Origin of the sequence: Stratiformator vulcanicus (genome assembly GCF_007744515.1) — a bacterium.
GTDB classification, from domain to species: Bacteria; Planctomycetota; Planctomycetia; order Planctomycetales; family Planctomycetaceae; genus Stratiformator; species Stratiformator vulcanicus.
This window is the reverse complement of the sequence record NZ_CP036268.1, coordinates 2093495-2106836: the sequence shown is the minus strand read 5'-3', so window position 1 is coordinate 2106836 and position 13342 is coordinate 2093495. Positions and strand designations below refer to the sequence as shown.

Below are 13342 nucleotides of genomic sequence, written 5' to 3'. Positions count from 1 at the left end.
AGACTCTAATTGATCATACCGCCCCGGCGGGACATGGCGCAGCCTCAGCAAAGCAATCTCAACCAAGTTACGGATCAGCATTCTATGTTCGTTGGCTCGATTCGGGGACTCATGAATTACCGCAAACGGTGTTGACCGTTTTGCTCTCGAATGTCGTTGGCCACTTGGAACGCCGCAGGGAGTAACTTCAGGAATCGTACCAGTTGCGACGGCGTAATCCCGAGCCGGTCGGCCGCGACCCGGGTGTCACCACCGTACCTCGCGACAAAATCGAGTGCGATCGCGATCAACGGGGCGAGATCAGAGTGAGAGGAGCTAATTGTGATTCGCCTATTCTTGATCCGCCTCGTCCACAATTCAGGAAGTGGCCCCTCATCGTTTCGTTCACAGCGTAGCTTGAGCGCCAACCGCTCGCGGAGTCGCCGAACCGCGACCTTCTTGTTCTGCTCGACAGAGCGACGTTCGGCTGCCTCAGCGGTTGTGCCGGTGGGCTCGTGTCGGAGGACCACACCGGTTTCGACTTTATTGCGATGCTGCCCTCCGGGTCCCGATCGCCGCACCCGTTTCAACTGACAGTCGGCCAAAAGCTCTTCGTCGCTCGCTTCAGCCGGATGAGGCGGCCTCAGCCGGGGCGAAGGTTCTGCTGGTGGATGGGATCTGCTCGCAGACGTCATGGCGACCCGATCCCGAACGCGTATTTTAAACGCAGCGAATATCTCGAAAGCATCGGACGGACACTCCCGATCGGACGGCGTGCATCAAAACTGATCATGTGCCCGATACGCGTTGAGCACCGCCCACTCGCCATCTTCGCCCGGCAGCGACTGCCCGTGCTCCATGCCGAGAATTCCGTCGAAGCCTCTCTTGTGGATGTGCTTAAATACATTGCGATAGTTGATTTCGCCGGTCCCCGGTTCCTTGCGACCGGGGTTATCGCCGATTTGGAAGTAGGCGATCTCGTCCCAGCACATGTCGATGTTCGGGATCAGGTTTCCTTCGGTGATCTGCTGGTGGTAAATGTCGAACAGAATCTTGCAATGCGGACTGTTGACCGCCCGGCAAATTTCGTACGCCTGCGGGCTTCCGCTCAGGAACAATTCGGGATGATTCGCGTAATGGTTCAGCGGCTCCAGAACCATAATTAAGCCGGTCTCCTCGCAGATGTCCGAGGCCCGCCGCAGGGCTTCGACCACATTGGCCGTCTGGTAACCCATCTCCTTACCGTGGTCGAGCGTCCCGCAGACCACGGTGGCCCACTTTGCGTTGACCCGCTTCCCGACTTCGATCGCCGTTCGCATCTCTTTCAAAAACTTGTCGAGGTCGGACTTCCGGCCCGATGCCAATCGGGGGTTCTTGAAGTAATCACTCGCCGGCCAATTCGCGACAAACACGCCCATCTCGATATCAAGCCGCTCCATTTCTGAAGCGATTCGCTTCTGCTCATCGATCGGTCGCCCCGCCATCGGATTATCTTCCAATGCGGTGAAGCCCTGATCGGCAATGAACTTCAATTGGTCGACCGGGTCGTTGCCGGCGATGTTGTCGAACGTGCCGAAATGCGGAGCGTACTTCAGGCGAAATGACTTTGGGCCGGCGTTTTCGCCTGTGCCGGTATTCTGAGCGCCGGCAGTTGGGGCCAATCCTGCGGTAGCAACGGCGGTCGCGGTCGCGGCGGTTCCGGCTAGAAAATTACGGCGATTCATCGAGGTCGATCCTTGGGCGAGCTTGGATTGAAATAGGCCGAATTCCAATGAAACGGATCGGCACTCGCTATCGTGACCGACCGCTTGACCCGATGCAATCGGCGTTGGCACAGTCTGGCGCTCCGGCGTTGGCTCGGACGTTGATCCCTTTGAAGCTGCGAAGAGTCAGCCGCTCGAAACAAGACGGGACGCGTTCGCGTCGTTAATATGGGGGCTACCGGAACCCAAACGCCTGAAGCGATGAATTGCTCACAGACCACCATTTCGCTGCCTTCCCATTCGCGCGGGTATCACCTCATCACGCAATATGTGCATGAGGCGATGCGCGAGCTTGGTCCCGTCGAATGCGGTCTGCTCCACGTCTTCATCCAGCACACGTCGGCGGCGCTCACCATCAACGAGAACGCCGACCCCGACGTGCGCGTCGATTTTGAAACGGCGATGAATCACATCGTGCCGGAGCACCTCGACTATGAACACACCCTCGAAGGCCCGGACGACATGACTTCGCATGTGAAGTCGAGCCTGCTCGGCCCGAGCGTCACCGTTCCAGTTACCAACGGCAAACTGGCTCTGGGAATCTGGCAGGGCATCTATCTTTGCGAGCACCGCAACCACGGCGGCTCCCGCACTTTGACCCTGACCCTCATGGGCAATTAGCAAAACCAAATCCACGGGCACCGCCCCGTGGGTCTTGAGACCTGAGAAAAGTCCCCCATGCAACTCCGCCTCGACTACGGCAAGACCGGTCTCGACATCGAAGTCCCCGACGCCAATCTCGTCGGGCCGCTCACGCTCCAGCCGGTTGAGCCACTCGACGACCCGACCGCCGCAGTTGAACGACTGCTTGCCGATCCGATCGGTACGCCGCCCCTTTCGGAAATCGCGAAGGACAAGCGGTCCGCCTGCATCGTGATTTGCGACATCACGCGTCCCGTACCGAACGCGATGCTGCTGGGGCCGATCCTCAGCACCCTCGAAACATCCGGCATCCCGCGGGAGGGCATCTGCATTCTGATCGCGACCGGTTTGCATCGCCCCAACGAAGGCGAGGAACTCGTTGAGTTGGTGGGCCGCGAGATCGCAGAGAACTACCGCTGCGAGAACCACTTCGGCAAACGCATTGAAGAGCACACCTACTGCGGCGAGTCGCCCAACGGCGTGCCGATCTGGATCGACTCGCGCTATGTCGAAGCCGAACTCAAGATCACGACCGGCCTGATCGAACCGCACCTGATGGCCGGCTACTCCGGCGGTCGCAAACTCATCTGCCCCGGCATCGCAGCCCTCGAAACGGTCAAGGTCTGGCACTCGCCGAAGTTTCTCGAACATCCCAATGCCGACTGCGGGTTTCTCGAAGGCAACCCGGTTCACGAGGAAAACACTTGGATCGGGTTGCACGTCGGCTGCGACTTTATTGTGAACGTGACGCTCGACGAGAAACGCCGGGTCACGAGCGTCGTCGCGGGCGACATGATCAAAGCGTTTCATGCCGGAGTGGAGAACGTTCGCGAAATCGTGGCGGCTGAGGTTGATGCGCCGGTCGATGTTGTCGTGACGTCGTGCGCTGGCTATCCACTCGACCAGAATTTTTATCAGTCGGTAAAAGGCCTGACCGGCGTCCTTTCGATCTTGAAGCGCGGCGGAACGATCATTCTCGCGGCCGATCTGTCCGAAGGGGTCGGCAGCCCTGAATTCGATAGCCTGTTCGACCAAAACGAATCGCTCGACGAATTCATGCACAAGATTACGAACACCGACTACTTCGTCATGGATCAGTGGCAGCTTGAAGAACTGGCCAAGGTCCGCCGTAAGGTCGAGGTCGTTTACGTCACCGGCGGACTGGCGCCGGAAGAACTCGACCGTCTGTTCGTCTCGTCAGCACCGACGGTCGAGGCCGCAATCGAATCGGCTCTCGATAAACACGGCTCCGACGCGCGCATCGCCGTCGTGCCGAAAGGTCCCTACGTGATGCCAGTCCTCGCCGGCCGGGACGCGTGAGTAACAGCGACCAATTCAAGAGTGGCCCGGACGACGTCCGGGTCGCGACGAGCAGCGGGTAGCCCGGCCGTTCACGGCCGGGTCGCGCAGCGACAAGACGTCTTTCGAGAAAATCTCGCTCCGGTGATCGGCCTTCGATTCTCGGACACAGCCCACAAAGGGCATCTTGGCCTGCTGGCACATATCCAATTCAAGTGCGGCCCGGACATCGTCCGGGTCGCGTAGAGCACTCAGGTAGAGATGTCCCTACCAGTCCGGCGTCCAATGTTAATTGTGGTCGGCAGCTGCATGCTCTGGCGGCTGCGCCGCACGGACGGTGTCCGTGCCACTCGGGGATTGGATCAACGCCTACCCAATTCAAGTGTGGCCCGGACACCGTCCGGGTCGCGCAGCGACAAGAGCATCTGGGCAGAGATGTCCCTACCAGTCCGGCGTCCAATGTTAATTATGGCCGGTAGCTGAATACTCTGGCGGCTGCGCCGCACGGACGTTGTCCGTGCCACTCGAAATTCATTAATTTCACTCTCGCAGTCGGCCTCCAACTCTCTCTTAATGTTCTCGAACGGCATCTTGTGCCTGTCGGCACCCGGCCATGAAAGGCCGGGCTACCCAAGTCTTGCTGGTAGCTGACAGCCGATAGCTGACAGCTCTTAAAAAAAAACGGACGCGCGCCCGGCAGTTTTGCCGCGGCAACATCCGCCGCATGGGGATAACGCAGTCAGATGACTGCTCCCACCGGCGGGGCGAACAGAGGCGGTGCGCACCGTGTGTTCCTCCAACCATGGAAAGATGGTTGCGCCGGACAAAAAATGGGTGGCTGGGGACGGTCTCGAAGAGCCGCCCCCAGCGAGCGCGGGGCGACGCCGACCTGCTGTTATCTATTCGATCGCCCCAGCACTGGGGGCGGGCAATCGGCTATCGGGTACGCCTGCAGAGTTCGAGGAGGACAACTTTCGATCTCGCGCCCGTCCCCAGCCACCCTTCATAGTTCGTGGCACCGATGTTCGGGTGCCGGGGTGCGTCTCGCCCCCGCATCTGGCCGCTCGCCAAGTTCTTGCAACGGTGCTTACGGCGACAGCCCAAACAGAGTTGAGAGTAGAATCGATACAACGACGAAAACAGCCGCAACCTCTCGGCCGAGACGCTCGCGGCATCGTTGGATCTGTCTATGGTCGCGGTGCCTCGATCGGCGGTGCGTGAGGCGGTTCCGACCCGGTTGTCGGTGGCGGGGCCGGTGCGATCGGCAGCGGGACGACACACACTGCTCCCGTGATAAAATACGCATGCGCAGGCGGAAGACCGACGAGTTGCCGGAGGTCATCGAGCCCGTCGCCGAGCCGGTTCCCGGCATTACGATTCACCGACTTGACCGCCCCCGAAACCGCGCGTGGGGCGAACAGGCAAAGCAGTGGGGTTGCAAACAGAAACAGAACCGACGCCGCGACCGATGCCACCCTCGTCCTGAAGCGCCGTACGCCGCGGGGACAGTTTCCGGCGACGACCGAGCGGTCATGCCGAACCCGCATCCGCACACACATCCGGCCCTCGTGTTCGGCCACCAGCGATTCGGCTTCGCTCCCCGACATTCCCTCGAGGTTATAAACCTTCTTCTCGCACCAGTCGCAGAAGCGAACGCGGTCGTCACCCTCCATGTTCCGCCAATTCATCCGGCAGGGCGAGGCAATCTTCAACGTGTCCAGAAATTGATCCGAGTCACGGGCACTCATCCGCTGGCTCCACCATCCAAGTCAAGGTCGTCAGACCTGTAGACGGTGCGCAGCGAACCGAAGTTCCGCGAAAACGCAAAACGCTCCGCAAATTAAAGACGCTTCATGCTTCTGCCCATCAGCACGAAGCCCATGATCGCGATGGTCGTCAGCAAGATCGCATAATGGAGCGGGGTCATCTGCTCCCAGAGCTGGATCACGAACCGCACGTAGAACCAGAACCAATCAACTGCCGTGTACCAAATATCGAGGACTGCTGACCACATGCCGATGTCGTCCGGTTGGAGTTCGTTCGTCGAACGATAGCACCTGCCGGGCCGGTCGGTGTGGCCGAGTCCGAAATCACAGGACGAATCAGCTCGGCAAACTCGCGCTCAACCGTCGCGTCCGTCACAACCGGAACGGATCGAGCGTGAAATAAATCGCGCAGTCCTCAACAAGCCGCGCACCCTCAACAAGCCGCGCACGAAGTAAGCGGATATTGCCGTTTCTGGGCTCGCCCTTTTATCCGCTTACTTCGTGCGCGGCTTGTGCGAGACGAGGCTTAAGCAATCACGGCGAGATTGTTTCGGTGAACTACCTCTGCGTAGGAGGCCGAGCCGAGCCGCTCCGCCAGTGCGTCGCTCCGGCAACCGGCGATCTGCTTGACCTCCGTCGCCTGGTAATTTGAGAGTCCGCGGGCGAACTCCCGTCCGGTCCGGTCGCGAATGCTGATCAATTCGCCCGAATCGAAAGAGCCGCCGACCGAGACGACTCCGATCGGCAGAAGCGACTTTCCCTTTTGCGTCACGGCGCCGACCGCTCCATCGTCTACGACAATCCAACCGTTCGGTTTGACGGTGTAACCGATCCACCGTTTCCACGCCGGCAGGATCGACTTCTGCGCAAGAAATAACGACCCGACGATGTCACCGCGCCGGATGCGATCAAGGATTTCGGGATCTTCGCCATTGGCGAGGATGACGTTCTCGCCGACCGCCGTCACCGAGCGGATCGATGCGAGTTTCGATTGCATCCCGCCGGTGCCGCGGCTGCTGCGCTCTGCCCGCGCGAGCCCGAGCAGGTCGTCGTCAATTTGCTCGACGAGCCGGATGGGCTTGGCGTCGGGCGATTTCGGGTCGCCATCGAAGAGGCCGTCGACCACCGAAAGAATGACGAGCAGAGGATTCGGAAGCAGGCTCGTGACCATCGCGGCCAGATGGTCGTTGTCGCCGAATTTGATTTCTTCAACGCTGACGGTGTCGTTCTCGTTGATAATCGGGACGACGCCGTATTCGAACAACGTGTAAATCGTGTTTCGCACGTTGAGATAGCGGCGACGGCGTTTGAAATCGTTCGCCGTCAGCAACAGTTGTGCGGCATGGATTCCGTGGGGACGCAGCGCCTGATCGTACAACTGAATCAGTTTCGCCTGTCCCGTCGCCGCGGCCGCTTGCAGGTGCGGCAAATCCTTTGGACGTTCAGTGAGTCCGAGCAGTCCCAGCCCGGCCCCGACAGCCCCGCTGGAGACAATCACGACTCGCCGACCCGATTTGCGAATTTCGGCGATCTGAGCTCCCAGTCGATCGATCCGCGTCTCATCAAGCGTATCGTCAGCCCGAGAAAGAGCGTTGGTGCCGATCTTGACGACAATCGTTTCGGCGGTCTCGTAGACCTCTTTTCGCAGCAGATCGTGCATCGTCGAATAAAGTGTCGAGGTAGGTTGGGGAGCTTCGAACGCGGATTTTGCGGTGAATCGACCCGACCGACCGGGTTGCCAAAAGGTTCCCTGTATCCGAAACAACAAGCCGGTATGATAGCGCTGCAAGGGAGCTGTTCATAGCAGGATGCTGAGCCGATCATCCAGGGGCGCTACGCCAATGGCGGACTTGTTTCACGAGTGCGGGATAGCCGCGGTCTATCACCTTCCCAGTGACACGCCGAGCCCGCTCGCCCCGCCGCAGGGGCCCGATCAGATCTCGCGTCTGATTCCGCGGCTGTTGCTCGACATGCAAAACCGCGGCCAGCTCGCCGCCGGGATGACGACCTACAACGAGAGTCGGTCCCAGTTGCTGAAGACCTTCAAAGAGGTCGGCGGTGTCACCGAGGTGTTCCACCTCAATCAGCAGCAGCTCTACCAGCGGATCATGGAGCAGAATCGCGGACCGGCCGCGATCGGCCATGTCCGCTACGCGACTTGCGGCAAAGACGATCGCAATTACGCGCAACCGTTCGAGCGACATCATATCGAGCGGGCAAAGTGGTTTTCGTTCGGCTTCAACGGACAGTTGGCCAACTACCGCGAATTGCGCGACGAAATTCTCGCCCAGCCTGATTTCCATCTCTCCCGCGATACCGACACCGAAATCTTGATGCACCTGATTTCGCGGGAGCGATCGGGCGACAATCGTCCGCCGATCTCCGAACTGCTGCGTCGCCTGCGGGCGAAGCTCGACGGCGCTTATAACATCGTCTATCTGAGCGCGGCCGGGGAAATGTTCGCCGCCCGCGACCCGCTGGGCATCCGCCCGCTGTGCTATGCGATCGAAGGCCCGCTGTTTGCCGCCGCGAGTGAGAGCGTCGCGCTGGCGAACCTCGGTTTCTCGGAGAAGAACATCCGCAGCCTCGCGCCGGGCCACGCGATCATCATCGAGAACGGTCGACTGTCGATTGAACGGTTCGCCGAGGCCTCTCGGACCGCGCACTGCTTCTTCGAGTGGATCTACTTCGCGAACGTCGCCAGCGTTCTGGACGATCGTTCGGTCTACCTAGTTCGCAGCCGGCTCGGCGAAGAACTGGCCGCCCAGGAACGTTTGGTGCCGGATGAAGACACAATCGTTGTTCCTGTGCCCGATACGGCGAAAGCCGCGGCCGACGCAATGGCCTATCAGCTCAACGTGCCGTGCCTCGAAGGCTTGTTCCGCAACCGATACGTCGGCCGGACCTTCATTGAAGGCGGAAACCGCGCTGACAAAGCGAAGATGAAATACACTCCGGTTCCCGAAGTCCTCGAAGGCAAACGTGTCATTCTGGTGGAAGACACGATTGTGCGATCGACGACAATGCAGACGTTGGTCAAACAACTTCGCGAACGGGGCGGGGCCAAAGAGGTGCATGTTCGCGTGGCCTGCCCGCCGATCGTCGCGCCCTGCTACTACGGAATCGACATGTCGACGGTCGACGAGCTATTCGCCCCGAAGTTCATGAACGGGCAAATGCGTTTGACCGACGAAATGGAACAGGAAATGGCCGTTGTGCTCGAGGCGGACAGCCTCCGCTATCTGCCGGTCGAAGCGATCAGCCGCTCGCTGTCGATGCAGGCGGGGGCACTGTGCCAGGCGTGCGTCGACTCCGAGTACCCGACGGCTCACGGTCAGCGGCTCTATCAACTGACCGGCGTTTCTTCCGACGGCAACGGAGTCGATACCAGCCGGGTCTTCGACCGCCCGGAGCTGGCGGCGCGATCCTGACTGCCCCCCACGGCTCAAGGCACAGTCTCTTAACAATGTTGCACGAACATACAATCGAGATTCGTGTTCGCTATGCCGAAACCGACGCGATGGGTTTCGTGCATCAGTCGCACTACCTGACCTATTTCGAGCAGGGCCGGACGGAAATGCTGCGGGCCTCCGGCGGAACCTACCGCGCGATCGAAGAGTCCGGCCTTCTATTGGTACTGGTTAAAGCGGAGATTAATTATAAGAAACCGGCTCATTACGATGACCTGCTCACGCTGACGACCCGGATCGCCGACGTTTCTCCCGCCAAACTGATTCATAGTTACGAAATCAAGCGGGGCGATCAATTGTTGAATGCGGCGAAAACGACACTCGCCTGCATCGACCGCAACGGCAAGGTTCATCAGATGAGCCGGCTATTTCCGCACTTATTTGAGGGGTCCTGACGAGATTATTTTCTTGCCCGGCGATCTCGAACAGCCCGTTAACTTCGCTTAAGTCGCCAACGTCGGTTCGGTCTCTAATGTTCCGTCTTGATCCCGATCGCCAAAACTCTGTTCCTCGGCCGATCGATTCGAGTTTAAAACTTCGTCGCCAAGAATGGCTTCGCCGAACAGGCGATTCATTAAGTTCTTCGCCGCCGTTGCATCGGCCGGGCGTTGCTCGGCGTACTCCGATAAGACGTCCGGGTCGATAAATACGACGGCGGCATCGTCAATCTTAAGTCGCTCCGCTACTCGTGCGATTAATAGCTGATCCTCGTGGCTCAGTTTGTGCGCGGTTGCAAGTTCGCCGGCGAGTTCCGCGATCGGAGAACCAGTCGGTCGAATCCGCTTGCGGAATTTGTCCCACAGAAACAAGCCCCCCCAGAACGCCGCGATGCCGAGAATCGAAAAGATCAGCATCCGTTGCACGCCGGGAGACATCGGGCGTTCCATATAGCGCCCGGCTTCCGCGAGACGATTCACATCGGCGAGCAGCCCGATCTCGGCCGAGAAGTCGAAGAGGATGTCGGCGAATAGCATTTGATTCATTCCAATTTCAGGCGGGCTGCTGCGCGCCGAGCATTTTCAGCACTTGCTCCGCCGTTCCGCGAACGCGGTCGCTCGGGTCGTCGAGCATGTCCGTAATGTCTTCGATGGCTAGCGCGTCGCCGAGCATTCCGAGCAACTCGACCGCGGTACGACGGACGACACTTTCTTCATCGTCCAGGAGCGTCGCAATTGAGTCGCGGACCTCTTCCAGCAAGCCGAGCTTTGCGGCTGCGAAGGCCGAGCGGATGCGATCACGCCGGATCGGGCCGCAGATAATACGATTTAAATTCTCGACAAGGTCCGGATCGATCTTGCGAAGTAATTCACCGGCCCGTTTGCACGCGTCCTCATTCATCTTCTCGAAGACGGTCAGGAAGTAATCGAGGGTGAAGCCGCCGAGTTCCTCGCGGGCCGCATCCCGGACCGCTTCGGACGGGTCGTCGAGTCGATCGATGAGAAGCTTGAAGGCGTCCGACACCCGTCGGGTTCGTAATTCACTGACCGCCCAAGCCGCAACGTCTCGATCGGGCGACTCGAGGCTGCCGACCAATATTTCGCGCGCCTCATCGGGGGTCATCCGGCTGAGCTGATTCGACGTACTCCGCCGCGCAGAGGCGCTTCCATTGCGGACGAGCCAATTCGTCAGCAGCCCACGTTCGCGGTCCGGCAAGCCGGTCGACTCGGCGTAGCGGATAATTTTGCCCTGCAATTCATCCGGCAGCGATGCGAGCAACGATCGGTCTTCGATCAACCAGTCGACCTGTTCGAGCTGCGCTAAATTCGACTCTTCACGCTGGCTCAATTGATCGGGCAGCCACGCGAGGGAATGGGCAACGAACTCCGGATCGGTCCGCGTCTTCAGCGCTTCAATGACTTTGGCGGGCGGATATTTTTGCGTCAAATAATCGAGGACGAGCTGCATCACTCCGGGGTGCGTACTCGATTGCACCAGCTGGCCGGCGATTTCGCGGTTCTGCGCCGCCGTGCGACCGAACAATTGCGCAATGGTTTCGTCGCTCGGCTTGCCCAGCGCGAGCAGCAATTCAATGACCGGCTCAGGATTGCGAATGCGTTCCGCGTGACAAGCCTGACCGAGTACGTTGACGGTATCGAGCCGTGACTGTCCGACCGAGGCGTCCGGCATCGTGTCGGCCGGATCATTCAACCGGTCATGAATTCCATTGACCAGAGAAGTCAGGGCTTCGATTGCATCGTCCCGCACCGGTCCGTCATCGACGGAACTAAGTTTGCCGACAATCTCCGGAATGAACTGCGGCTTATCGGTCTCGCGTGCAATCGATAAGCCGTTGCGGCATAGATTGTCGTCCCCGTACCGGATGCATTGCGTCAAAGCGCGGTTAACCAGTTCAGGCGAGCCTTTGAGTTGCGACCGTTGATACTCGCTCAAGTTCTCGAGTCGGCGAATCAGCTCGATCGCCCCACGAACGCTATTACGCTCGATCAAGATGTCGGTCACATGATCGCGAACGGAGGCTCGCGACGAATCGAGCGTCGGAACCAGCGCATCTTCAACGCGAGGAGCGTTCGAACGCTTCAGTGCTTCGATCGTGATCTCAAGCGGCGAAGACATGGACGCTTTCGCGGGCAGGAAAAGACACTCAATCAGATTTAACAACGTTCGCTAATGAATCGCTTTAAGCCGCGATTCGTGGGCCGCAGTCGATTCAGCAGTACAATTGGCCGGTTCGAAATGCCAATAGGCGATGCTTGATGCGCAGGTGTGAAAGCGTTCCGCCTTCGTAATTTCGGAAGACTCCGGCAAGCGGCTCCAAAATTGCCGGAGCAACCGATACGACTCCGCGGAATGCGACCCGGCGCGCGAAATCCACTGATTCAGCGGCACAAAAGTTTAAGTCGAAATTCGCATCGAACGGCCGGGTTAAGCCAAATGCGCTTTAATCGAACGCCGATGAGTGCGCGACGATCCGATTTCACGGTCGCCGGTCGCCTGAGGAATCGGCATAACCGTTCGAGTCCACCCAAGCGTCACAATCAGATCGCTGAGCCCTCCGCGCCCGAAGGAATAGTGGTTTGATGGCAAAGACGTGTCCGCCGTCAAACGTCGCTATAATCGATCCCGAACTCTGACAGCACCATTTTCGCCACATCGGTATCGGAAACACCCGACGAGCGGTCCGCAATTAGCCCGGCCGACGAAGCGATCAGAACGCCACGTCGAGAATCATCATCGGCCGGATACCCATGCGAGCCTTTCACCAACGTCGCGTCGAGCGGCGTCTGCTTGCTCGGCATATCGATAAACATCTCCACCGGGTCGTAACCGGGCTTGCGATGAATATCGACCGTGCGCGCAAACGCGGGGGCTTTGGCATCGTCGGTCCACCAGTAATAGGCGAACCAGGAATCCGATCGGGAAACGAGCACGATCTCACCCGCCCGCGGATGATCGAGTCCGACCGCCGCCCGCTCGGATCCGACAAGCACGCGCTCGGCGATGCCCGCATCGCGAATCGACTGCGCAATCCGCTCGACATCTTCCGCATTCTTCACGAATACATGGGCGAACTGGTGATCGACGAGTGCCCAAGCGTCGCTGCGGGCCGGGTTGAGGTGTTCCGCGCCATCTTGATCGTCGATCGACAGCAGCCCCAATTCCCGCAGCAATCGATTCGGGAACTGCACGTCGCTGACCGGCGTGATGACATACTCACTCGCGGCCAACCATGTCACATCTCCCGGAAGCGTTTCATTAAGACCTTCACTGAGCTTGGCGATTTCGCGATCCAGTTCCACCAGTGCCGCGGCAGCTTGATCAGAATCGGGCCCGTACTTCTGTGCGGCGTAATCCAGATGCGGTAGATAAATCCAAAAGAAACGAGGCTCATATTTCCTCGCCGCGTGAATCGCCGAGTCGACGATCCATGCGGATGATTTAATGCTCGAAAGCGGTCCCCAAAAATTCATCAGCGGGAAATGACCGATCGAATCGCGGAGTTCTCCGTAATACTCCTCCGGTTTCGTATAGCACCACAGCGACTCGCTGCCGTCGGGATTATGAATCGGTGCCGGCGTGCAGACGTAATCAGCCGAGGTTCCCTTCGACAACATCGGGAACCACACGGCGGAAGTCAGCGACGAATCGTGACCGCGGAGCCGATCCCAAAGCCGAGGCGACTCGATCACCTCGTCCCACGCGGTCCACATTTCGACTTCGCCACGGTCCCGCCAGAAAAATCCGTTCGCGATCACGCCGTGCTCGGAGGGGGGTGTTCCAGTCGAGAGTGAGATCTGCACCGGGCAGGTCACGCAGGGGAACGTCGGGGATAGCGGAACCGTGCCCCCACGCTCTGCCATCGACTTCAGCGACGGCATCTTGGCGATGTCTTCCGACCGCAGGCCGGGAATGGAAAGTAAAACGACAGACTTCATCGGGCGCGACCTTTTCTATATTCGCGATG

Annotated in this window: 12 protein-coding genes; 4 read left to right on the top strand and 8 right to left on the bottom strand. The window is 59.3% G+C overall.

Features of this window, described 5'->3' with window-relative positions:
* Window positions 1-116 precede the first annotated feature (116 nt).
* The gene (locus Pan189_RS08195; protein WP_145363450.1) at window positions 117-674 is read right to left on the bottom strand and encodes a peptide chain release factor family protein; all 558 of its coding nucleotides are present in this window, start codon (window positions 672-674) and stop codon (window positions 117-119) included.
* Between the two features lie 84 nt (window positions 675-758).
* The gene (locus tag Pan189_RS08190; protein WP_145363449.1) at window positions 759-1703 is read right to left on the bottom strand and encodes a hydroxypyruvate isomerase family protein; all 945 of its coding nucleotides are present in this window, start codon (window positions 1701-1703) and stop codon (window positions 759-761) included.
* 207 nt (window positions 1704-1910) lie between these two features.
* On the opposite strand from Pan189_RS08190, the gene Pan189_RS08185 reads away from it, so the two are divergent.
* A complete protein-coding gene (locus Pan189_RS08185) occupies window positions 1911-2363 on the top strand; it encodes a secondary thiamine-phosphate synthase enzyme YjbQ (RefSeq protein WP_310821242.1) in 453 nt (150 codons plus the stop codon).
* Window positions 2364-2420: 57 nt separating this feature from the next.
* Window positions 2421-3704 (top strand): nickel-dependent lactate racemase family protein, encoded by a 1284-nt coding sequence (locus Pan189_RS08180; RefSeq protein WP_145363448.1) that lies wholly within the window; start codon window positions 2421-2423, stop codon window positions 3702-3704.
* 1166 nt (window positions 3705-4870) lie between these two features.
* Here Pan189_RS08180 and Pan189_RS08175 read toward each other — a convergent pair.
* The 3 genes from Pan189_RS08175 to proB form a co-directional block, all read right to left on the bottom strand.
* A complete protein-coding gene (locus tag Pan189_RS08175; RefSeq protein ID WP_145363447.1) occupies window positions 4871-5431 on the bottom strand; it encodes a hypothetical protein in 561 nt (186 codons plus the stop codon).
* 92 nt (window positions 5432-5523) lie between these two features.
* Window positions 5524-5697: a hypothetical protein gene (locus tag Pan189_RS21305; RefSeq protein ID WP_310821241.1), complete on the bottom strand. Its 174-nt coding sequence runs from the start codon at window positions 5695-5697 to the stop codon at window positions 5524-5526.
* Window positions 5698-5975: 278 nt separating this feature from the next.
* The gene (proB, locus tag Pan189_RS08170) at window positions 5976-7109 is read right to left on the bottom strand and encodes a glutamate 5-kinase (RefSeq protein ID WP_145363446.1); all 1134 of its coding nucleotides are present in this window, start codon (window positions 7107-7109) and stop codon (window positions 5976-5978) included.
* A gap of 181 nt (window positions 7110-7290) precedes the next feature.
* On the opposite strand from proB, the gene Pan189_RS08165 reads away from it, so the two are divergent.
* The gene (locus Pan189_RS08165) at window positions 7291-8880 is read left to right on the top strand and encodes an amidophosphoribosyltransferase (protein ID WP_145363445.1); all 1590 of its coding nucleotides are present in this window, start codon (window positions 7291-7293) and stop codon (window positions 8878-8880) included.
* A gap of 35 nt (window positions 8881-8915) precedes the next feature.
* Complete coding sequence (locus Pan189_RS08160) at window positions 8916-9314, top strand: acyl-CoA thioesterase (RefSeq protein ID WP_145363444.1); 399 nt, start codon at window positions 8916-8918, stop codon at window positions 9312-9314.
* A gap of 48 nt (window positions 9315-9362) precedes the next feature.
* Here Pan189_RS08160 and Pan189_RS08155 read toward each other — a convergent pair whose 3' ends face one another.
* From Pan189_RS08155 to Pan189_RS08145, 3 genes are all read right to left on the bottom strand, one after another.
* Window positions 9363-9902, bottom strand: coding sequence for a hypothetical protein (locus tag Pan189_RS08155; protein ID WP_145363443.1), 540 nt, complete (start codon window positions 9900-9902; stop codon window positions 9363-9365).
* 7 nt (window positions 9903-9909) lie between these two features.
* Window positions 9910-11493 carry a HEAT repeat domain-containing protein gene (locus tag Pan189_RS08150; RefSeq protein ID WP_145363442.1) on the bottom strand — a complete coding sequence of 528 codons (1584 nt, stop codon included), beginning with the start codon at window positions 11491-11493 and terminating at the stop codon, window positions 9910-9912.
* A gap of 485 nt (window positions 11494-11978) precedes the next feature.
* On the bottom strand, window positions 11979-13313 hold the full coding sequence (locus Pan189_RS08145) for an alkaline phosphatase family protein (RefSeq protein ID WP_145363441.1): 1335 nt from the start codon (window positions 13311-13313) through the stop codon (window positions 11979-11981).
* Window positions 13314-13342 lie beyond the last annotated feature (29 nt).

Coding starts and splice junctions, on each gene's coding strand:
- Pan189_RS21305 (WP_310821241.1), bottom strand. CDS start 5,697: ATGTGGTCAGCAGTCCTCGATATTTGGTACACGGCAGTTGATTGGTTC.
- Pan189_RS08165 (WP_145363445.1), top strand. CDS start 7,291: ATGGCGGACTTGTTTCACGAGTGCGGGATAGCCGCGGTCTATCACCTT.
- Pan189_RS08145 (WP_145363441.1), bottom strand. CDS start 13,313: ATGAAGTCTGTCGTTTTACTTTCCATTCCCGGCCTGCGGTCGGAAGAC.
- proB (WP_145363446.1), bottom strand. CDS start 7,109: ATGCACGATCTGCTGCGAAAAGAGGTCTACGAGACCGCCGAAACGATT.
- Pan189_RS08180 (WP_145363448.1), top strand. CDS start 2,421: ATGCAACTCCGCCTCGACTACGGCAAGACCGGTCTCGACATCGAAGTC.
- Pan189_RS08190 (WP_145363449.1), bottom strand. CDS start 1,703: ATGAATCGCCGTAATTTTCTAGCCGGAACCGCCGCGACCGCGACCGCC.
- Pan189_RS08195 (WP_145363450.1), bottom strand. CDS start 674: ATGACGTCTGCGAGCAGATCCCATCCACCAGCAGAACCTTCGCCCCGG.
- Pan189_RS08175 (WP_145363447.1), bottom strand. CDS start 5,431: ATGAGTGCCCGTGACTCGGATCAATTTCTGGACACGTTGAAGATTGCC.
- Pan189_RS08185 (WP_310821242.1), top strand. CDS start 1,911: ATGGGGGCTACCGGAACCCAAACGCCTGAAGCGATGAATTGCTCACAG.
- Pan189_RS08150 (WP_145363442.1), bottom strand. CDS start 11,493: ATGTCTTCGCCGCTTGAGATCACGATCGAAGCACTGAAGCGTTCGAAC.
- Pan189_RS08155 (WP_145363443.1), bottom strand. CDS start 9,902: ATGAATCAAATGCTATTCGCCGACATCCTCTTCGACTTCTCGGCCGAG.
- Pan189_RS08160 (WP_145363444.1), top strand. CDS start 8,916: ATGTTGCACGAACATACAATCGAGATTCGTGTTCGCTATGCCGAAACC.